Origin of the sequence: Vreelandella sp. F11, from assembly GCF_042466685.1 — a bacterium.
GTDB lineage: Bacteria > Pseudomonadota > Gammaproteobacteria > Pseudomonadales > Halomonadaceae > Vreelandella.
In genome coordinates this window covers 3,772,249-3,792,464 of sequence record NZ_CP170448.1, presented here as the reverse complement: position 1 = coordinate 3,792,464, position 20,216 = coordinate 3,772,249, and the positions used below count along the sequence as shown (strand labels likewise).

Annotated in this window: 19 protein-coding genes; 9 read left to right on the top strand and 10 right to left on the bottom strand. The window is 55.8% G+C overall.

Annotated features, from left to right (window positions below; translation table 11 throughout):
* Window positions 1–6: 6 nt before the first annotated feature.
* From ACFIOZ_RS17400 to ACFIOZ_RS17375, 6 genes are all read right to left on the bottom strand, one after another.
* Window positions 7–534, bottom strand: a complete 528-nt coding sequence (locus ACFIOZ_RS17400; protein ID WP_386079985.1) for an acyl-CoA thioesterase — start codon at window positions 532–534, stop codon at window positions 7–9.
* 216 nt (window positions 535–750) lie between these two features.
* The gene (locus tag ACFIOZ_RS17395; protein WP_386079984.1) at window positions 751–2,061 is read right to left on the bottom strand and encodes a short-chain fatty acid transporter; all 1,311 of its coding nucleotides are present in this window, start codon (window positions 2,059–2,061) and stop codon (window positions 751–753) included.
* 163 nt (window positions 2,062–2,224) lie between these two features.
* The gene (locus ACFIOZ_RS17390; protein WP_386079982.1) at window positions 2,225–3,514 is read right to left on the bottom strand and encodes an MATE family efflux transporter; all 1,290 of its coding nucleotides are present in this window, start codon (window positions 3,512–3,514) and stop codon (window positions 2,225–2,227) included.
* A 5-nt stretch (window positions 3,515–3,519) separates the two neighbouring features.
* Window positions 3,520–3,768, bottom strand: a complete 249-nt coding sequence (locus ACFIOZ_RS17385; RefSeq protein ID WP_088699339.1) for a YfhL family 4Fe-4S dicluster ferredoxin — start codon at window positions 3,766–3,768, stop codon at window positions 3,520–3,522.
* 73 nt (window positions 3,769–3,841) lie between these two features.
* The gene (gene coaD / locus ACFIOZ_RS17380; protein ID WP_386079980.1) at window positions 3,842–4,336 is read right to left on the bottom strand and encodes a pantetheine-phosphate adenylyltransferase; all 495 of its coding nucleotides are present in this window, start codon (window positions 4,334–4,336) and stop codon (window positions 3,842–3,844) included.
* Window positions 4,333–6,216, bottom strand: a complete 1,884-nt coding sequence (locus tag ACFIOZ_RS17375) for a beta-ketoacyl synthase (RefSeq protein WP_386084131.1) — start codon at window positions 6,214–6,216, stop codon at window positions 4,333–4,335. The genes coaD and ACFIOZ_RS17375 overlap by 4 nt, the downstream gene beginning before the upstream one ends.
* 221 nt (window positions 6,217–6,437) lie before the next feature.
* On the opposite strand from ACFIOZ_RS17375, the gene trmB reads away from it, so the two are divergent.
* The 6 genes from trmB (at window position 6,438) to ACFIOZ_RS17345 (ending at window position 13,313) form a co-directional block, all read left to right on the top strand.
* On the top strand, window positions 6,438–7,103 hold the full coding sequence (gene trmB, locus ACFIOZ_RS17370; protein WP_386079978.1) for a tRNA (guanine(46)-N(7))-methyltransferase TrmB: 666 nt from the start codon (window positions 6,438–6,440) through the stop codon (window positions 7,101–7,103).
* Window positions 7,100–7,429 (top strand): DMT family transporter, encoded by a 330-nt coding sequence (locus ACFIOZ_RS17365; protein ID WP_386079976.1) that lies wholly within the window; start codon window positions 7,100–7,102, stop codon window positions 7,427–7,429. Before trmB ends, ACFIOZ_RS17365 begins: the two co-directional genes overlap by 4 nt.
* 9 nt (window positions 7,430–7,438) lie before the next feature.
* A complete protein-coding gene (gene dacB, locus ACFIOZ_RS17360) occupies window positions 7,439–8,911 on the top strand; it encodes a D-alanyl-D-alanine carboxypeptidase/D-alanyl-D-alanine-endopeptidase (protein WP_386079975.1) in 1,473 nt (490 codons plus the stop codon).
* Window positions 8,912–8,945: 34 nt separating this feature from the next.
* Window positions 8,946–9,317 (top strand): diacylglycerol kinase, encoded by a 372-nt coding sequence (locus tag ACFIOZ_RS17355; RefSeq protein WP_386079973.1) that lies wholly within the window; start codon window positions 8,946–8,948, stop codon window positions 9,315–9,317.
* Window positions 9,318–9,364: 47 nt separating this feature from the next.
* Window positions 9,365–12,352: a bifunctional [glutamate--ammonia ligase]-adenylyl-L-tyrosine phosphorylase/[glutamate--ammonia-ligase] adenylyltransferase gene (gene glnE, locus ACFIOZ_RS17350; protein ID WP_386079972.1), complete on the top strand. Its 2,988-nt coding sequence runs from the start codon at window positions 9,365–9,367 to the stop codon at window positions 12,350–12,352.
* Between the two features lie 67 nt (window positions 12,353–12,419).
* Complete coding sequence (locus ACFIOZ_RS17345; protein ID WP_386079970.1) at window positions 12,420–13,313, top strand: AEC family transporter; 894 nt, start codon at window positions 12,420–12,422, stop codon at window positions 13,311–13,313.
* Between the two features lie 39 nt (window positions 13,314–13,352).
* On the opposite strand, the gene ACFIOZ_RS17340 is transcribed toward ACFIOZ_RS17345, so the two are convergent.
* Entirely contained in the window at window positions 13,353–13,712 is a 360-nt protein-coding gene (locus ACFIOZ_RS17340; protein ID WP_386079968.1) for a hypothetical protein, read from the bottom strand.
* Between the two features lie 218 nt (window positions 13,713–13,930).
* Here ACFIOZ_RS17340 and ACFIOZ_RS17335 point away from each other — a divergent pair, with 218 nt between their 5' ends.
* Both ACFIOZ_RS17335 and ACFIOZ_RS17330 read left to right on the top strand, forming a co-directional pair.
* Window positions 13,931–15,556: a BCCT family transporter gene (locus ACFIOZ_RS17335; protein WP_386079966.1), complete on the top strand. Its 1,626-nt coding sequence runs from the start codon at window positions 13,931–13,933 to the stop codon at window positions 15,554–15,556.
* Between the two features lie 67 nt (window positions 15,557–15,623).
* Entirely contained in the window at window positions 15,624–15,794 is a 171-nt protein-coding gene (locus tag ACFIOZ_RS17330; protein ID WP_386079965.1) for a hypothetical protein, read from the top strand.
* Window positions 15,795–15,847: 53 nt separating this feature from the next.
* Here the strand turns inward: ACFIOZ_RS17330 and ACFIOZ_RS17325 are convergent, their stop codons facing one another.
* The 3 genes from ACFIOZ_RS17325 to ACFIOZ_RS17315 are packed head-to-tail and all read right to left on the bottom strand — an operon-like array spanning window position 15,848 to window position 18,579.
* Entirely contained in the window at window positions 15,848–17,134 is a 1,287-nt protein-coding gene (locus ACFIOZ_RS17325) for a GGDEF domain-containing protein (protein ID WP_386079964.1), read from the bottom strand.
* The gene (locus ACFIOZ_RS17320) at window positions 17,131–17,886 is read right to left on the bottom strand and encodes a substrate-binding periplasmic protein (protein WP_386079963.1); all 756 of its coding nucleotides are present in this window, start codon (window positions 17,884–17,886) and stop codon (window positions 17,131–17,133) included. Before ACFIOZ_RS17320 ends, ACFIOZ_RS17325 begins: the two co-directional genes overlap by 4 nt.
* A gap of 6 nt (window positions 17,887–17,892) precedes the next feature.
* Entirely contained in the window at window positions 17,893–18,579 is a 687-nt protein-coding gene (locus ACFIOZ_RS17315; protein WP_386079961.1) for a substrate-binding periplasmic protein, read from the bottom strand.
* Between the two features lie 238 nt (window positions 18,580–18,817).
* Here ACFIOZ_RS17315 and ACFIOZ_RS17310 point away from each other — a divergent pair, with 238 nt between their 5' ends.
* Window positions 18,818–20,209 carry an MFS transporter gene (locus tag ACFIOZ_RS17310; RefSeq protein ID WP_386079959.1) on the top strand — a complete coding sequence of 464 codons (1,392 nt, stop codon included), beginning with the start codon at window positions 18,818–18,820 and terminating at the stop codon, window positions 20,207–20,209.
* Window positions 20,210–20,216: the final 7 nt, after the last annotated feature.

The following is a 20,216-nucleotide window of genomic DNA, read 5'->3' as shown; positions in this document are numbered from 1 at the left end:
GGGCGTTTAGTGGGCCTGGGACTGATGCTGCTGCTGGGTCAGCAGTTCCTCTCTTTCCGCCTGTTTGCGTAACTTTTTGCGTAGCGCCGCCTTTTCAAAACGTAGCTTCTGTAGCGGTGTGGCCAAATTGAGCGGCGGTACGCTGGCGGGCTTACCATCAGCGTCCACCGCAACCATGGTGAGGTAGCAACTGTTGGTATGACGGATCAACTTATTACGAATATCTTCAGCCACGACCTTAATGCCCACCTCCATCGACGAGCGGCCAACATGGTTGACGCTGGCTAAAAAGGTGACCAGCTCGCCTACGTGGATCGGCTGCTTGAACAGCACCTGATCCACCGACAGTGTCACCACATAGTGGCCTGAGTAGCGGCTGGCGCAGGCAAAGGCGACTTCGTCGAGTTTTTTAAGAATCGCGCCACCATGCACTTTGCCGCTGAAATTCGCCATATCGGGCGTCATCAAAACGGTCATGGAGAGTTCATGCTGCCCAGGCAGGGCAGCGTTGGCGCTGATTTCGGCGTCTGTCATACGGTGCTCCTGCTGTCATTGTATCTCAGTTGGCGATCTGCACATCTCGATATCGAGGGCAGGTTTGCGCGAGGGCGCTGTGAACCCTTTCATGGGCGCTACTTTCGCCATCCCTGGCCGAAAGACCCTCGCTCCAACCTGCCCTCGCATCCGTCATTGGATATTTGAAAGAGTTGCTATTTCCATCTGTGATGGCCTGGTTTTAAAACCATAGTTTTAAAACCAGACCAGACCGACGGAAATAATAACGCCGGTGATGAAAAGCTGAATCAGGCAGAAGCCCATAATATCTTTTGCCTTTAGGCCCGCAATGGCGAGCACCGGGAGTGCCCAGAAGGGCTGTAGCAGATTAGTCCAGGCATCGCCCCATGCGACGGCCATGGCGACTCTTGAAATGTCAGCACCTAGCGCTTCAGCCGCAGGCAGCATTACCGGTGCCTGAACCGCCCACTGGCCGCCACCGGAGGGCACGAACAGGTTGACAATCCCAGCGCTGATGAACGACCAGAAGGGCAGTGTCGTGGCGGTGGCAAAGGAGACCAGCCACTCAGACATGCTCTCTGCGAGCCCCGACTGCACCATGATCGCCATGATGCCAGCGTAAAATGGGAATTGGATGACAATCCCCGCACCACCTTTAATCGCTTCGTGCAGGCTATTGAGCAGATTACGCGGCGTGCGGTGCAGCACAATGGCCAGGAACAGGAACATAAAGTTAACGACGTTAAGGTTTAAGCCGCCACCCCGTAGCAGAAAGTGATCAAGCAAGAACAGCAGCCCCGGTACACCGACCAGTAGGGCGAGGGTGAGACTGTTTTCCAGGCGCTCCGCGGGGCGAGTAATGCGGCCAACCGGTTCAGGCTCATCATTTAGCACGTTGGGGTCAACGTAGACGCTATCCTTTTCATCCGGCAGCATCATGCGGTTTACCAATGGGATAGCGATAAACAGGCAGACCACAATGGCGAGGTTGAAGAAGGCGAAAATCGTAGAGCCGGTGCCAATCACGCCAATCTGGTCGGCGGAGAAATGCCCTTCGGTTGCGATGGTGAGCGGTATCGAACCTGCCAAGCCGCCGTGCCACACCACAAAGCCGGAGTAAGCACTGGCCACTAATAGGCGGTAGTCAACGCGAATCAGCCTGGCCAGCTCTTTGGCAAATAGCGCGCCGACCACAAGGCCAAACCCCCAGTTGATCCAGCTGGCTGCCAATGAGACAAGCGTCACCAGGACAATTGCGCCGCCAGGCGATTTAGCGGTACCGGCGATTTTTTGCAGAATGCGTTTAACCGGCGGTGAGCTTGCCAGCATAAAACCGGTGACCAGTACCAGCAGCATCTGCATCGAGAACGTCAATAAGCCCCAGAACCCATCGCCCCAGAAGCGCAGCACCGCCAGCGGTGTTTGGCGCTCAATAGCGATGGCGGCGACCGAGGCAATTAACGTCAGCAGCAGTACGAAAATATACGGGTCGGGGAGATAGCGCTCCACCAGCTTGACCGCCGGTTTTGAGATCATTTTAAGCATGGGATGCTCTCTTTATTCATTATTAGGAAGTGGCTAAGCAAGGTCTTGGAAGTACATATGAAGTGCAACGACACAGCTAATATACGGGTGAGCACGGAAATTTTCACGTTGAAGCTACCCGTTTAAGCCTACGTTAGCGCAGTTAGGGGCAGGCGTAACGGTTTTAACGCCAACGGGTCAGCCGATAACGGCGATAGTAATGAATCAGGACCGCTGAGCGAACCAGCGTAAACAGCGTAAACGCCAGCCAGAGCCCATGATTGCCCAGCCCCTGGCTAAACCACCAGGCGGGCAGGTAGGCGGCTAGGCCAATAAAAATACTGTTGCGCATTTCGCGTACTGCGGTGGTACCGATAAATACCCCGTCAAGCAGGTAGCTCCATACCGCAATCAGCGGCATCACGACCATCCATGGCAAATAGTCTGCCGCGGTCGTGCGCACCTCTTCCAGGCCGGTGAGCAGCGCAATCAGCGCATTGCCGCCGAGCGCGAACAGCAGGGCCGCAGCACCGGCAGTCCAGAACGAAAAACGTGCGGCGGCGCGCACGTTGGCGGCAAACTCGCGCCAATCTTGGCGCCCATAGGCGCGCCCAACCAGTGACTCGGCAGCGTGAGCAAAGCCGTCCAGGGCGTAACTGGTGAGCATGATAAATTGCAATAGTACGGCGTTGGCAGCAAGTACGGTATCCCCCTGACGCGCGCCTTGGGCGGTAAAGAACGCCATGGCAAACAGCAGTCCCAGGGTGCGCACAAACAGGTTGGCATTGACGTTAAACAAGGCTGTGTAAGCCGTGAGTGCCAGCAGGCGCTCGCGCAAAAAATGTCCCTCTAGTCGGGTTAGCTGGCGAAGCACCAAATAACTTCCGAACGCCAGCGCGCTGTAGTCCGCAATGACGCTGGCCCAGGCCACGCCGTTACTGGTCATTTCTAGCCCAACCACAAACCATACATCCAGCACGATATTGACGCTGTTGGTAAGCAGTAGAATCATCAGTGTGACGCGGGAGTTCTGTTGGCCTAAAAACCAGCCCAGAATGGCATAGTTGGCGAGCACCGCCGGTGCCGACCAGAGGCGGATATGGGCGTACTCTCGGGCTAAATGGGTGGCCACCTCGCTGCCATCTAACAGCCACAAACCCAGCGTAATCAGCGGCGAGGCGAACACAATCAGCAGGCTGCCAATCACCAGTGCGATGATCAGCGACTGCCCCAGTAGATTGCGTACATCCGAGTCACTCTCGCGGCCCATGGCTTGGGCGACCAGCCCCGTAGTGCCCATGCGCAAGAAGCCAAAACCCCAATAAAGAAAGCTAAACAGCGTAGCACCCAGGGTAACGCCTGCAAGGTAGCGAGAGTCGGGCAAATGCCCGACCACAGCAGTGTCAACCAAACCAAGTAACGGGACGGTGATATTGGAGAGAATGATTGGCCAGGCAAGGGCCCAAATCCGCATGAGGTTTAGGCGGCCGTGATGATGCGGTACTTCTTCATCAACTGCTCATGGCTTTCGTGGCGCTCTGGATCCAGCGGAATGCAGTCCACCGGGCAGACCTGCTGGCACTGGGGCTCATCATAGTGGCCGACACATTCGGTACATAGATTAGGGTCGATGACGTAGATCTCCTCACCGGGGGAGATAGCATCATTGGGGCATTCGGGCTCGCAGACGTCGCAGTTAATGCACTCGTCGGTAATCATCAGGGCCATGGGCATACCTCGCAGATGGCGTTCGCACCCAGGCTATCAAATACCTGAGTGTTTTACTCAACAATGGCGTTGGTTAGCTAGTGTAGTGGTTACGCAGCGCTTCGGCGACCTGAGGATGCACCAGCGGAGAAATATCGCCACCCAGCTTGGCAATTTCACGCACGATGGTGGATGAGATATACGAGTTTTCCACCGCTGGGGTTAAAAACACGCTCTCCAGCTCGGGGTTTTGGGCCCGGTTCATGTTGGCCAGCTGCAGCTCGTACTCAAAGTCGGAAACCGCACGCAGGCCGCGCAGAATAATTGTCGCGCCCTGCTCATGCATCATGGTGGTAAGCAGGGTTGAGAAGCCAATCACCTCAACGTTGGGCAGCGGTGCACAGACCGTTTTCGCCAATGCCATACGTGTTTCTAGATCGAGGTGGGGGCTTTTGCCGGGGCTGGCAGCGACCGCGATGACTACTTTGTCAAACATCCGCGCGCCGCGCTCGATCAGGTCAAAATGGCCATTGGTGATGGGGTCGAAGGTGCCAGGGTAGACGGCGATATTGAGCTTCCGCGTACTCATTGCTCGCTCTCCTCATCCAATCGACCAAACGGGTTATCGCTGGTTAATGAGACCGCGTGGTCATAACCGGGAATATGAATCCTGTCGGCATGAATATCCAGCTCGGGGCCTTCCAGTACCGCTTCACCAAACTGATAGCGTGGCGCGTAGTGACCACGGTCTGCCTCGGCAAGATAGAGCGCTGCTGCTTCACGGGTCGTTTCGCGGCGCACTTTCCAGGCACTCACCGCCGCTGCGCCGTGGCGCTGAGTCAGTAGGCGCTCGGTCACCGCAGGTGACAGCACTACGCCGGTAGCATTGTTACCGCCAAAGCCCTTGGCATTCAAAAAAGCCGCGTCGGCGCGAAACGTTTGTGCCGTTTGCGAGAAGCGTAGCCGTTCGGCATAAACGTCGTCGGCGACGGCATCCAGGGTAGGAATACCCGGTAGCAAGTCGTGGGAAAAACTGCCCAAAGCGCTCGCCAACTGATCGCCCGCTGCAGAGCCCTGGGAGTGGCCGATAAAGGCTTTGATCGCCACCACCGGCCAGTCGCTAATGCCGTTAGCGCGGGCGATTTCGTCGAATACATGGGATTCGGTGATGCGGTTTTTGGGGGTGCTGGTGCCGTGCGCATGCAAAAAGCTGCGCTCTTTAAGGGCTTTTTCACCCAGCATATCGCGCACCAGTGCAGCCGCTTTGCCGAGGGTGATGTAGTTGCCAATGCCCGGCGCCGAAATCGAGCGCTTGTAACCGTCGGCATTGACGAACACGTCAGGCACCGCGCCGAGAATATCCGCGCCGACTTCCAGCGCTAGGGCGTCGTCCATTAGCAGCACAAACTGGCTGGCTTCTGCCATGGTAAAGCCACAGTTGCGCGCAAACGGGCGGCAGGCGCGCTGATAATCGCTGTCGGTGAGCAATTCCAGGGCATCCAGGGCTTTCAGACCGGCGTCGTCAGCCAGCGCGCCCATGGCCCGGAAGCCTTCGATGATTTCCGGTGTGATGGGAGCGTCTGCAGTGCCGACCATCACCACACGGCGGCGGCCGGCGCGAATATCATCAATGCCTAGGCGCAGGTTATACAGAAAGCTGGCGCAGGCGCCTAATGCTGCGCCGGTGCCGCCAACGCTGCCCAGCACGTAGGCATTCAAAAAGTCGGCGGGCATCTGGCCATAGCCCAGGGGCATCTGCTTGGAGGTAGCGCGCTGGCCGCTCACCAGGCTTTTCAGTAATCCGCCCCAGCCCTGATCGTCTAACTGACCAATGGAGTTACCGGCGTATACGGCAATATGATCCGGGTTCAACTGCTGACGCAGCGTCTCCCAGGAGAGGCCGCTGGCGCCAAGGCAGTCGCTGGCGCCAAATACCGCTAGGGAAAGGCCTCGCGGGTGATGAACGCTGCGGTAAAGGCTCGCGGGGTCAAAACCGCTGGGTAGCTGAGCCGCTGCGCGAACCTTAGGCAACTGGGCGTCGGGCATCAGCACCTCTAGCACGCCTGCGGGAACGATCACTTCAACCTCACGGGCATCAATGTCGCGCACCTGCCAATCCAAGGGCAGGTTTTCAGGCAGTTGGCGGCGGCGCAGGGTAAAGCGGAGCGGCTCGGCAAACTGCATGTTGGCCTGCCGATTAGAGGGCATGCCAGGGTCGAGAAAGCGCGGGTCTTCATTGCGCCGAATCAGGGTATGCTTCAGCACCTGATCACGCAGCGACTGCGCCGGGTCATCGACGGGTTGGCCTTGACTGTCGTGCCATCCTTTTTCGGAGTGCTCTACTAGGCGCATAAGCGCCGCCAAGCCTTCCAGTGTCTGGCGTTGCTGGTCAGCAGTAAGGGCATCAAGCACAGTGCGGCGGAAGGCCTGATGGCCAGAGGTTCTGCCAGCGGGATTGATGCCGCCCATGCCGACAATCACCGGTAAGTGTGACAAGCCGGGTTCCTCGTGGTGCAGTGGTGGTAATAACAATTATCGCCATGTTTAAAGAGCAAAATTTGCCCAGTACCATGCGCTTAATAAGGTCACTAATAACGATGTCAGGCGTGATCATAGCACCGGCTGTGCAACGGCGTCATGCCGCAAGCGTTCGAGACTGATAGAATCACGCTTTTCAGCCGAGTAATGGCATGCAACACAATTCTCGACCCGTCATTTCCAATCAGCCAGGCCCGCATCAGGATTTGTCACGCCGGGTGAGCCGAGCGCTAACGCACCCTTTGCGTAAACCGGTCGCCGAACATACCCAACATAGCTTTGCCCTGGCGGCGGAGTGGCTCGCGGGTCGTCAGGCACCGTTGATACTCGACTCAGGCTGTGGAGTAGGGGTATCGACACGCCAACTGGCGGCGCAGTTCCCCGCCCATGCGGTAATCGGCGTGGATCGCAGCGAAGATCGTTTGGGGCGTGACCACGGCGCGTTGCCTGACAATGCGCTGCTGGTAAGAGCCGACCTGGTCGACTTTTGGCGTTTAGCCTACCAGGCTGGCTGGGCGCCAGAGTATCACTTTCTGCTTTATCCCAATCCATACCCCAAGGCGGGGCATCTAAAAATGCGCTGGCATGGCCATGCGGTTTTACCCACACTGTTGGCCCTTGGAGGGCGCCTTGAGCTGCGCTCTAACTGGTCACTCTACGTTGAAGAGTTTGCCTTGGCGGTAGCTCAGGTAACCGGACAACAGGCAGCGGTAACTGAAATTGCGCCTAAAGACGGCTATTTAACGCCGTTCGAGGCTAAATATGCTCGAAGTGGCCAGGCACTATGGCGGTTATGCGTTGATTTGGAGCGAACATGACGTTTGTCTATTTGGTGCTGGCGATTGTGGCCGAAGTAATCGCCACGAGCGCTTTAAAAGCTTCCATGGGGTTTACGCGCCCACTGCCCAGCTTGGTGGTGGTCGTGGGCTACGGATTAGCTTTCTATTTGCTTAGCCTAGTGCTGCGCACGCTGCCGGTGGGGATCGCCTATGCGATTTGGGCGGGCCTGGGCATCGTGCTGGTTACCTTAGTTGGCATAGTGGTGTTCGGTGAAAAGCCTGATTTACCGGCGGTGGTAGGCATTAGCTTGATCGTTGCCGGTGTGGTCATGCTGCAAGTGTTTTCTAAAATGAATGTGCATTGAGGTATCGTAATGGGTCGTTTTGCTCGTAAGCGTATGCGGCGCTGGTCGCTGGTAACCGGTGTTGCCACGTTAGCGCTGTGTGCCAGTACCAGCCTGCTCGCCGATTTTAATCGCCTGGGACAGCTGCAAAATAAAGGCTTTTCGATTAGCGCCGAGGCCCGCCTTTTGGATGCTGACGCAGCTGCCAATGCACGGTTAGGCAGTATCTCCCCGGATCGTCAGCTATCACCCGCTTCGGTAACTAAAGCCTATCTTTCGGCGGCGGCGCTGAACCGCTTTGGCCCCCAACACCGCTTTACCAGCCAACTGGTCAGCTCCGCTAGCATCGATAATGGCGTGCTGCGCGGCGATTTGGTGTTTGATGGCGGTGGGGATCCGGGCCTCACCACTGAAAACCTATGGCGTTTGGTGCAGCGTTTGCACTTAGCCGGGGTGCGCGAGGTTGATGGTGCTTTGGTGGTCAGCCAGTGGCGCTTTGGGCCGGTGGAGTGTATTACCACCGACCGCTGCAATGCGCTCAATCGGGTCGCTAATGCGTATAGCGCGCCACTCTCCTCGGCAGGCGTTAACTTCGGCAGTTGGTGCGTCAATGTCGCCCCTGCCGCTAGCGCAGGGGCACCTGCCCAGGTGGGGCTGTGCGATAGCCAGACATCGCTGATTACTATCGATAACCAGGTAGTCACTCGCCCGGCCAATAGTGGTACTGAGATTAGCGCTGAGCGTGTCACGGATGAGCGCGGCGACGTGATGCGTCTGACAGGGCAGATTTCCACCAATGCCACTGCCCGGGATGTCTACCGTGGCGCGGGGGATGCTGCCGAAACTACCGCACAAGTGTTGATGGGCATGTTGAGTCAGGCGGGGATACAGGTGCGCGAACCGTGGCGCGTCAGCTCGTCTCAACCCCCCGGCACTGCCCAGCGTTTGGCGGCGGTGGACAGCCAACCACTGCAAGAGTTATTGCTGCGCATCATGAACTACTCCAATAACTATATGGCTGATGTGCTGGCGCTGGATCTCGTCGAGACGCCCCAGGCGCAGCTACGCCAAGCAGGCCAAGCGATTGAAACGTACGCTCAGAGCCTGCCCGGGCACGGGCCGTTAACTCTCTACAGTGGCAGCGGGCTGACCACTGAAAACCGCACATCGGCCCAGGGCGTTAACGTGATGCTGGAGGACATGTTTCGTCAAAGCAGCCTGTTTCCCAGCTTTGTGGCGGCCTTTCAGTCGCCCGCTAACGGGGTGATGCGCTTTATTCGGCGAGGTTCTTCCACGTTCCAAAACAATGTCATGATCAAAACCGGCACGCTTAACCAACCCTTTGCCGTGCGCGCAGCAGCGGGCTATTTTCGCACCTCGCAAGGGCGCTGGGGAGTGTTTAGCGTTATGGTCAATGGTAACAGCAGCACGCCTTACTTAAGTTGGTCCGAAGTGCTGGATCCGTTGTCACTGGATCTAGAGGCAATGATATTAGCGAACTGAACAAACTCCACGCTCACAAGGTGAGGCGACTTGCATGAAACCTGGGCATACCGGTTTAACACATTTGGTTCACTCCACGCGTTATTCGTGGAAAGGCTTAAAAGCGGCATTTAGAAACGAAGCGGCTTTCCGTCAAGAGGTAGGCATTACGGTAGTGTTGCTACCCTTCGCCTGGTGGATTGGCGAAGGCCCCATCACTTGGCTACTGCTGGTGAGCAGCCTGTTTTTTGTACTGATAGTGGAGCTGCTGAACAGTGCAATTGAAAACGTGGTTGACCGGATCGGCACCGAGCACCATGAGCTTTCCGGGCGAGCGAAGGATATTGGCTCAGCGGCAGTAATGCTGTCGCTGATGATGGCTGGGCTTACCTGGGGGCTATTGGGTTGGGAAAAATTCTTTGGCTAAGCTGATTTAAAACCACTCCTTTTTAGCACGCTGTCAGCGAGGTCGTTATGCAAGCATTTAAAGGACTTAGGAACGACGATTTTTTACCGTTGTCGACGCTGCCAGCGTCGTTACATACCGCCACCCAGTCCGCCTGGAAGCGGCTAACCGAGGCGCTTACTCAAGCCGATAATGTCGCCGAGATGACCAAGCAGGAGCTACCATCCAGTAATTGGCAGGAGCTTTCTGAGCCGCGCCGTGAGGCGCTTGCCAGAGTCTTGGCCATATCAACCTTTGCGCTGGATACCCTGGTTCGCTATCCCCAGTGGTTAGCCGAGTTGGATATTGCCGGAGAGTTGGACACCAACCCCGGGCGGGACGAGCTGGCCAGTTGGCTAAATGAGTCGCTTGAGGACGCCGAAGACGAAGAAGCAATGCAGCGGGCGATACGCCGTTTTCGCCGCAAGCGTATGCTGGGAATTATTTGGCGAGACCTTAACCGTGCCTCCGGCTATAGCATGTGGGATACCGCCACGGCGGTTTCGGAGCTCGCTGAAATATGCTTGGAAGCTGCGTTAACCTGGCTAGAGCAGTTTTACGCACCGCGCTGGGGCTTACCGGCCCCCCGCAATGACGGCACCCCCCAGCGTCTGGTGATCCTGGGCATGGGCAAACTGGGCGCGGGGGAGTTGAACCTCTCCTCCGATATCGACTTGATCTTTGCCTTTGCCGAGAAAGGCGAAACCCAAGGAGGTCGTAAATCATTAGAGCATCAGGAGTACTTTACCAAGCTGGGCCAAAAGCTGATTGCCGCGCTAGACGCCATGACCGCCGACGGTTTCGCCTTCCGCGTTGATATGCGCTTGCGCCCTTTGGGCGACGGCGGCCCATTGGTGGGCAGCTTTTCCATGCTCTCCAGCTACTACCAGGATCAAGGTCGCGAGTGGGAGCGTTACGCCATGCTCAAAGCACGGCCGGTCGCCGGAGATCTAGACGCGGGCGGAGAGCTGCTGGCCGGGCTGCGCCCCTTTGTGTACCGCAAGTATCTCGATTTTGGCGCTATTGAGTCGCTCCGTGAGCTGAAAGCGATGATTAACCGCGAAGTGAAGCGTAAAGGCATGCAGAGCAATATTAAGCTCGGCCCGGGGGGGATTCGTGAGGTTGAGTTCGTGGTGCAGGCGTTCCAACTGATTCGTGGCGGCCGCGATACGGAACTGCAGGTGACATCGCTGAAAACGGCACTCAATCGTTTGCCCGAGTTGGGCCTGTTGCCCCAGGAGGTGGTCGATGAACTGCTGCCCGATTACGCCTTTATGCGCGATGTTGAACACGCGCTCCAAGCACTGGAAGATCGCCAGACACAAACCCTGCCCAGCGATGATGGTGATCGTGAGCGGGTTGCCTTCGCCATGGGACATGAAGACTGGCCGGGGCTGATTGCTCAGCTAGACGAAGTGCGCGAGCGGGTGCGTCAACACTTTGATGCCGTGATTGCCGACCCCGAAGAGGATGTCGATGACGCCAACGATGATAGCCAGCTCGGTTTGGCCCAGTGGCGGCTTATTTGGCGCGGTGAGTTAGAGGGGGAGGAGGCAAGCGCCCACCTTTTTGATGCGGGCTTTAACGAGCCTGAAAAAGCCTTGAAACGGCTGCAGACTCTTTACCACTCCCGGCAAGTGCAAAGCATGCAGCGGATCGGCTTTGAGCGCTTGGATGCGCTGATGCCGCTACTGCTGGATGCTGTAGCGGATAATGAGGCGCCGGATACCGCGCTTGAACGGGTGCAGCCGCTGATTGAAGCCGTGTTGCGGCGTACCGCTTACCTCGCGCTGCTGCGCGAAAACCCCCAGGCGCTTGAACATTTGATGCGGCTATGCGCCGCCAGCCCTTGGATCGCCGAACAGCTCTCGCGTTATCCCATTCTGCTCGACGAGCTGCTGACCCCGGAAACGCTGTATACCCCCGCCGATAAAGCGCGCCTGGCCGATGAACTGCGCCAAACGCTGAATCGTCTGCCAGAGGACGACGAAGAGGCCCAGCTGGAGGCGCTGCGTGTTTTTAAACACGCACAAACACTGCACGTGGCGGCGTCTGATGTTGCTGGCACGCGACACCTAATGAAAGTAAGCGATTACTTAACCTTTATAGCAGAAGTGATTCTCGATGCCGTGTTGGCCATGGCCTGGAAACATATCACCCGCAAACACGGCGTGCCTGAGGGGCTGAATACCGGGGAGGCAGCGTTTCTAATTGTCGGTTACGGCAAGCTGGGGGGCATTGAGCTGGGTTATAGCTCGGATTTAGACCTGGTTTTCCTGCACGATAGCGATGGTCAAGGCTCGACCGATGGCCCACGACCCATTGATACACCCGTGTTTTTTACCCGCCTGGGTCAGCGCATTATTCACCTGCTCACCGCCGTAACGCCTACCGGCACGCTTTATGAAGTGGATATGCGCCTGCGGCCTTCGGGTAACTCAGGGCTATTGGTGACTTCACTGAAAGCTTTTGCCGAGTATCAGCGTCAGAATGCCTGGACCTGGGAGCATCAGGCATTGGTGCGCGCCAGAGTGGTGGCGGGTAGCGATACGCTGGCCGAGAAATTCAGTCAGCTGCGGGGCGATATTCTAGGCCAGGCGCGAGATAAAGCTGCTCTGCGTGAAGAGGTGGTCAAGATGCGCCACAAAATGCGTGAGCACCTGGGCAGTAAAGCCGCCAGTAACACCTTTAATATCAAACATGACGCTGGTGGAATGGTGGATATCGAGTTTCTCTGCCAATACGCGGTGTTAGCACTTGCTCACCAGACGCCTGCGTTACTTACTTACAGCGATAATATCCGCATTCTAGAGAGTCTGACGGAGAGTGGGCACTTACCCGCTGAAGAGGCGGAGCGCCTTCGCGAGGCTTATCTGGCTTATCGTAGCGCTGCTCACCGTGCGGCGCTTACGGGTCAAAAAGCACTCAGCGATGGGGAGGAGTTCCGTGCTCATCGCGATATCGTCACCGCGCTCTGGCAGCGCTTTCTTGAACCCTCCACCGCTGATAACAGCTAGCTAGACGGCTTTCCCAAACGAACCAGGAAGCAACAGTGAGAACAAGTAATAGGGCAAGGCGGCCCGTATGATTGGACACATTTTGGCCACGCTATTGCCGGTATTTTTAATTGCCGGCTGTGGCGCTGCCTATGGACGCTACCGTACACCGGATATACGCAGCCTCAATACGCTCAATATGGAGCTGTTCGTTCCCCTGCTGGTGTTTGCCGTGCTGGCCGACCGTCAAGCGCCGTTGGCCGAATACGCTTGGCTGGCTACGGCAGCGATAGCGGTAGTGTTAGGGTCGGGGATTGTGCTGTGGCCGCTGACCAAGTGGCTAAAGCTGGAGAGTAAAATTTTCCTCCCGCCGATGATGTTCAACAACGCGGGCAATATGGGAGTGCCGCTGCTGGTGCTGGCATTTGGTGCCGAAGCACTGCCTGCCGCGGTAGTGGTGTTTATCGTTGAAATGCTGCTGCACTTTTCGGTGGGGCTTTACATGCTTAACCCGCGCACCTCCCTATGGCGCATGCTGCGCATGCCGATTGTGCTAGCGAGTCTGGCGGGGTTAGCGGTGAATATCAGTGGGCTGCCGCTGCCTGGCTGGCTGCTGGAAGCGATGCATATGCTGGGTGGAGTATGTATTCCGCTTATGCTGTTTGCGCTAGGGGTGCGGCTCTTGGAGATCGACTTTAGCGACTGGCGGACAGGGATTCTGGGGGCGGTACTCTGCCCGTTGTCCGGGCTAGTGATTGCCTTGCCGTTGATGTGGCTACTGCCGCTCAATGCATTGCAAGCGGCGGTGCTACTGGTATTTGCAGCACTGCCGCCTGCAGTATTGAACTACTTAGTCGCCGAGCAGTATAAACTTGCGCCACAGAAAGTGGCTTCGTTAGTGCTGATTGGTAACCTGGGGAGTCTAGTCGTGATGCCGCTCACCTTGGCGGCGGCATTTACCTGGGTGTATGCGCCCCTTTAACTTTCCATCGACGGCGCAAAAATATCACTCACTGCGCGATTAGCGCTCATCTTTAACTTCGTAACTGCCTTCCAACACGTCCTGATGACCTGGACGGTTATGTGGCGACGTAGACCCGTTGGAGTAGCCGCCGCCAATATCCTGCGCCTGCTGGGCACGCATCTGCTCCATACGTTTCTTCATTTTATGCCGTACAAACGGCATCATTGCCCAGCCAATCAATAGGAAAAACAGGCCGAGTATTACACCGACTATCATTAACGCGCCAAACGCCAGCCATGTGAACAGCAGCTTTAGGCTACCCGCCAGGCCAGTGGGTTGGGTTTGCGCAGCACGGGCACGCCATTGGTTAGCCGCTTGCCATGCAGCGTTGCGTTGGTCGCGATTCATCTGTGGCATAAGAGCCTCCATCGGTTATTCGCACCCATTGGAACACAGTTGCTCTAGCAAGTTCACTGCCTGTGAGTAGCGCTGAGATGCGTAGTCAGCTTCCAGGTACAGTGCGATGAGGTTTTTCAACTGTTACCATTAAGCTGTACAGGAGAAGTTTGGTTGTACAAGCATGCGCTTAATACGCTGTGCTTACCTAAATAGAGCTCATCTAACAGGACGGTTATATGGCTAATCATGGAGGCAAGTCGGTATTCATCGCATCGGTGGTGATTATTTTTGGCTTGGTAGTTGTCGGAGCGTCATTTCCTGAAGGATTTGCCAACGCGGCAGAGGGAGCACTGACGACTATTACTGGGCTATTCGGGTGGTTTTATCTATTTTCGGTGTTTGGATTTGTGATTTTTCTGTTTGGTCTGGCGCTTAGCCGGTACGGCAAGGTGCGCTTAGGCCCCCAGGACAGTCGGCCCAACTATACTTTTTTTTCGTGGATTAGCATGCTGCTGGCGGCAGGCTTTGGTGTCGGGCTGGTGTTCTATGGCATGGCGGAGCCCATGTCCCACTTCATCGAACCACCTTATGGTGACAGAACCGCTGAAACTGAAGCAGCGGCTCGCTATGCGATTCAATACAGCTATTTTAACTGGGGGATACACCAGTGGGCGGCTTTCTCTATCGTCGGTTTGATCATCGCCTACTTCCAGTTTCGTAAGGGGCAGGCGGGGCTGGTCTCATCCGTACTATCATCAATCACGGCTAAGAACCCTAAAATTCGTCCCTATGCTTCCTGGTTGGATGTATTTGCTGTGGTTGCCACTGTCATGGGTGTCGCTACCTCGCTTGGGCTGGGCGTTCTGCAGCTGAACGGCGGTTTAAATGCTGTGTTTGGCATGCCAGAGAGCGGTTTCTGGCAGTTTTTGATTCTCTTTGTGATGTTCTGCGCTTACATGGCATCCACTTGGTCGGGCCTGGATAAAGGCATTAAACGCCTCTCTAATCTCAATATGCTGCTATGTATCGGGTTGATGCTGTACGTACTGTTCACTGGCCCAACCGTGGCGATATTAGAGACGATCACGGTGGGTATTGGCGACTATCTGCAGAACTTTATTGGCATGAGCCTGCGCATTTCCCCCTATAGCGATAACGAGTGGGCGAGTAGCTGGACGATTTTCTACTGGGCCTGGGTGATTGCCTGGTCGCCCTTTGTGGGTACCTTCATTGCCCGGGTTTCCCGTGGCCGTACTATTAAAGAGTATGTGTTTGGGGTGCTGTTTGTACCGCCGCTGCTGGCCTGTTTGTGGATTGGGGTATTCGGTGGTGCGGCGCTGCATATGGAGCTGGGTGGCATCGATGTGGGGCTTGCAGCCGCAACCCAGGATAATATAACGGTTGCGCTGTTTGAGATGTTTGAGTTGATGCCCTTTTCCGGCGTGCTGTCGGTCGTGGCGATGCTACTGATCTTTATTTTCCTGGTGACCTCCGCTGACTCGGCCTCGTATATCGTGGCGCAAATGACCGATAATGGTTCGATCAACCCGCCGCTCTACAAGCGCGTTATTTGGGGGGTGCTGATCGCGGCTATCTGCCTCACGCTGATTGCCTCGGGTGGTTTAACAGGGCTGCAGTCAGCCGCAGTGCTTTCGGCGCTACCGTTCACCTTTATCCTCTATATGATGGTGTTTGTGCTAGTCCAGGAACTGCGCGCCGACCGCAAGGCAATGCTAACGCAACTTTATCGTCGCCATGGCGAAACGCCGGTGGGGGCGGATGCCTTTGAAGCCGAGCTGTTAGGTGAGGAAGAGCGTCTGCGCCGTGCGCCGAGTGTGGTCAATCGGCGAATTAATAGTTAGCATCACTCATCAATACTCATAAAAAGTAACCAGGCCTTCTATTGCCGGGCAAGGTAATTCGGGAGCAGTGACGAATGAAGCGAAGATGCTAATGGCGCGGCAAGGGCGCCATGGGGCGACACGAAGACAGGCTAAAGGGGTGGGGTTTGATCGCTGGCTTGATCGGGTGGTGACAGTGGCTGTGCTTACGGCGATGTTCATCGGCCTCGCTGCTGTGGCCGCTCACTGGTTGCTATAACGTACCTGCTCTTTGCAATACTTTTCGCAATAGAAGTGCTTAACGCCCGGCTTTCAGGCCGGGCGTTTGCTTGTCTCTACGCGGTTACGACCAAGTCGTTTGGCGTTGTACAGGTGCTGATCGGCGCGTTCAATCAGCGCTTCAGCGCTGATTGAATAGCCGGACGACATGCTGGCAACGCCCATGCTAACGGTGAGGTCTGAGTGGGTGCTGGAAAAAGCGTGGGGAATGGCGAGCGACAGCACCGCTTTGCGCAAACAGTTGGCGACACCTACGGCGTCGTCATGATCCTGACCTGGCAGTACACAAACAAACTCTTCGCCACCATAGCGGGCGAGCAGATCTCTTGCGGGGTCAATACACTGATTGAGCGCTTTAGCAACGGCGCGCAGCGTATCGTCACCCATGGCATGTCCATAGTGATCGTTAAACTCTTTGAAGTTATCGATATCGATAAAAATCACCGATAGTGGCTGCTGGTTTTGCTGTGCCAAGTGCCAGTGACGTTGATAAAACTCGTCAAATTGGCGGCGGTTTGCCACGCCGGTTAAGCCATCCATATTGGAGAGGTGGTGGAGTTGATCGCGCTGCTCCAAACCTTGCTGGAACGCATTTAACAAATGATCCAAGCTATCCACCAGATGCCCTAATTCATCATCCTGATGGCCCCGTAGCATGGGCTTGGGCCACTGGCCGGGGCAGTTGGTATCGGTTTGGGCAATAGCCGCATGTACCTTGAGCAGAGGACGTGTAATAAAGAGATGAAAAAAAGTTATCACTACGATGCTTAAAATAAACGCTTCTACAATACTCACCCCGACCACCCTATAAATACGCGCCAGGAATTGCTGGGTTAAGTAGCCTTCTGACAGCATTAGTTCAATTTCGCCGACGACCGCTTCTGGCATATCGCTGCCCATGTAGTAGGCGAGTGGCGTTTGGTGGTGGACTATATCGCCAAATAAATACTGGCTGAGCCAAGACGGATCAGCCTGTCTGGGTCTCTCAAATTCAGCCAGCGCGCGTCCAAAATCGTCACGAATCGATACCCATGCGACCTCATCAGCACTAAATAGCCCATAGGCGATTTGGTGGGCAAGGTCAGGGTTAAGCTGGAAAGCGGCTTCTGCTGCGGCGCCATTGACTATGGCCAGTTGATGGGTAATACGCTGCTCGGTTTCCTGGCGTATGTTGGCGGCGTGGCTGAGCAGTTCAACACTGCCCGCCACGCCGCTAATAAGCATAGCAACCAGCAGGGTAAGTAGCGCTTGCTTAGTGGTCAGACTGCCTTTTTTAGGGGCGGGGGCTGAGAGCAAAAACCGCGGGCGAGGAGTGGTCACTGGCTCTCCTCCTGCATTTCCCGGTGCAGGGCATCCAACTGCGTTTGCAGCCGCGCCAGCAGTGCTTCTGGCACGCTGGGATGGCAGGCGAGATAAAGCGGTGCGCGGTAAAAGGTAAACAAGTGCGTGAGTGCGATGTGCTGTTCTTGTGCCATAAATTCACCGGTTGCTTTGCCTGTCACAATCACATCTAGCAGGCCCGCCTCTAAACGCAGTATATTTTCTCGCTCCGTAGGAGCACGTAGAACACTAATGCCACGAGAGGCGACATAATCGCCTACGGCATCCCCGCGAAAACCACCCACTCGCCAACCGTGTAGCCCTGAAAGTGAAGCAGTGCTGAGACCGCGCTCGGCTAAACTAAACGCAGCCCACTCATTAACCACCAGCGGCCCTACCCAGTGAAACAGCGCTTCACGTTCAGGGGTGCGCGTCGTTGAGTAGACGCAGTGATGATCGCGTAAGCGTGCTTCAGTGTAAGCGCGCTCCCAGGGCAGTAACCGAAAGTCTGCCTCAATGTCTGCCCGGCGTAGCGCATTACGTAGCAGCAGCGTCGCGCTGCCAATAATTTGCCCCTGGCCGTCCGCATAGTTGAACGGTGGGTACTCTTCAGTGTTGATGGTGAGCGGCAGGGCTTGATTTGGCATAGCCGCTAGCGGCATTGCGTGCAGGTTCAGTGAGCAACTGCCGATAGCGGTGAGTAGCGCAATGGTCATACGGTACTGCCATCGGTAGGTTACCTGATTAGCCATCGTTAGCTACCTCTGGGGCCGTTCCGCTAGCACCCTGTCTAATGCCTGCTGCATCAGCGTAACCAAGCGTCGGTCAGTAGCTTGGTTGATGGCAAAGTATAGCGAAGATTCGCTGAGTGTGTGTATCGGGATTAAGCTATCTTTAGGATAACCTTCCGATTCAGCTATCCAGGCAGCCACATCGGCACTGTAAGCCCACAAGTCAACTCGTCCACGGGTGAGCATGTTGAGCGCGCTGCGGTTATCAATGGCCGGTACCAGTAGTCGTTCAGGGTAGCCTGCTTCCAATAGCGCCTGGGCGCCAATATCTTCCCGAATAACCGCCACGGTCAGGTCGCGATCAATTGCTTGTGACAACGCATCGATCACGATCGGTGCGTCCCGGTGGGCAAGCAGCACGACACGGTCTTGGGCAATCGGTCCCACCCAGTGGAAACTGGACTCTCTTGCCGGCGTGCGGGTAGTGGAAAACAGTACAGTGTTAGGCTGGCTCAGCGCTAGCTCATAGCCGCGAACCCAGGGGTAGTAGCGGATGTCATGGCGGCTAAGAGGGGTGTTGGTGGCTGTAAAAATTGCCTCCAATAAATCAATTGATACCCCAGTTAATTGCTGATTATCGAGATAGTTGTAGGGTGGGTACTCTTCAGTAATAAAGGTTAATGGTGCCAGCGTATTTGCCCCATCAGCCTGCACGTTTGCAACGCTTGTCAGCCAGAGACATAGCACGGCCAACAGCCTGTTTAACAGTTGTCGATATAATCGCCGTGGAGATGTCTGGACTAACTCCATCGCACTCTATCCCAATGACTTGTCAATCAATCAAACTTAGAGCAACGCTGCTCGGCTGTCACCTCTAATCTACCAACGCTAGCCGTGGCGTCTTACGGGTTCCACCTGCTAGGCTAATGGCTTCCCCTGTGAGAGAAAATCAATGCTGTCTGCTAACTCTGATAAGGCGACGGATGGCTACGCATCGCGTCGCGAAATATTCGGCTGGGCAATGTTTGATTTTGCCAACCAAGCCTACACGCTACTGATAATCACTGTGGTATTTGGTGAGCTGTTTACCACCGTCATTGTGGGGGATCGTGGCGATAACTTCCGGCTTGCCAATTTTTTATGGAGCTTGGCCCTGGCGGTTAGCTATTTGATGGTGGTGATCACCGCACCGCTATGCGGCGCTGTGATGGATTACCGGGCGGAGAAAAAGCGCTTTCTGCTGATTAGCTACCTAGCGACTGTCGTCACCACAGCAATGCTTTACTTCGTTGAACCGGGCTACGTTATTATCGGGCTGTTACTAATAGTGCTATCTAATTACGCTTACTCAATGGGCGAATCATTTATAGCCTCTTTTTTGCCCGAGCTTGGACCGCCCCAGTCGCTGGGCAAAATTTCCGGGTTTGGCTGGGCGCTAGGCTATATCGGAGGGCTGTTTGCAGCGGGCTTCACTCTGGTCGTGCTCGGCGAGGCCAGTGCGGATAACTTTGAGCGTATCCGCTGGGTGGGGCCCTTTGCTGCAGGTTTTTTCCTGATTACTGCCATTCCTACCTTTTTATGGTTGCAAGAGCGCGGCAAGCCCCAGCCCCACGGCGTCTCTTATCGACATATTGCTCTGAATCGTGTCACAACCACTTTTCATGAGTTGCGCTACTTTAAAGACCTGACGGTGTTTTTGGTTTCACTACTGTTCTCAATGGCCGGGGTCTACATCATCATCGCGTTCGCCTTTATTTATGGCGCTCAAGTGATCGGCTGGGATGAGAGCGTACGCAATATCATGTTTATTATTGTTCAAATCACTGCAGCGGCGGGCGCTCTGGGGTTCGGCTGGATTCAGGATCAGCTAGGCGCCAAGCGAACGTACCAAATGACGTTGGCGCTGTGGGTAGTGGCGATTATTGCGATATGGGCAACGCCTGAGGCGACTCAGTGGATAAACGGCCATTTTGAGCTGCAGTGGCAGGCCCAGCATCTGTTTCTGGTGGTCGGCTGTCTGGCGGGACTTAGCCTGGGATCTAGTCAATCCGCCAGCAGGGCGCTGGTGGGACTGTTTTCACCCTTGGCGAAATCGGCTGAGTTTTTCGGATTCTGGGGGTTGGCGAATAAATTGGCGGGGGTGTTGGGCATCGTCATGCTGGGGGTGTTGCAAACGCTGATTGGCTTGCAAGCGTCTATTCTATTATGTGTTGCCCTGTTCGTTATCGCGATGCTGATTTGCGCCAGGGTCAGCGAGCGTCGTGGTCGTGAGGCGGCGCTTGCCTGGGAAACCAACCGTCATACCAGCAATAATAACGCTAACGAGGCATCCTTACCTCAGTGAGGTGGCG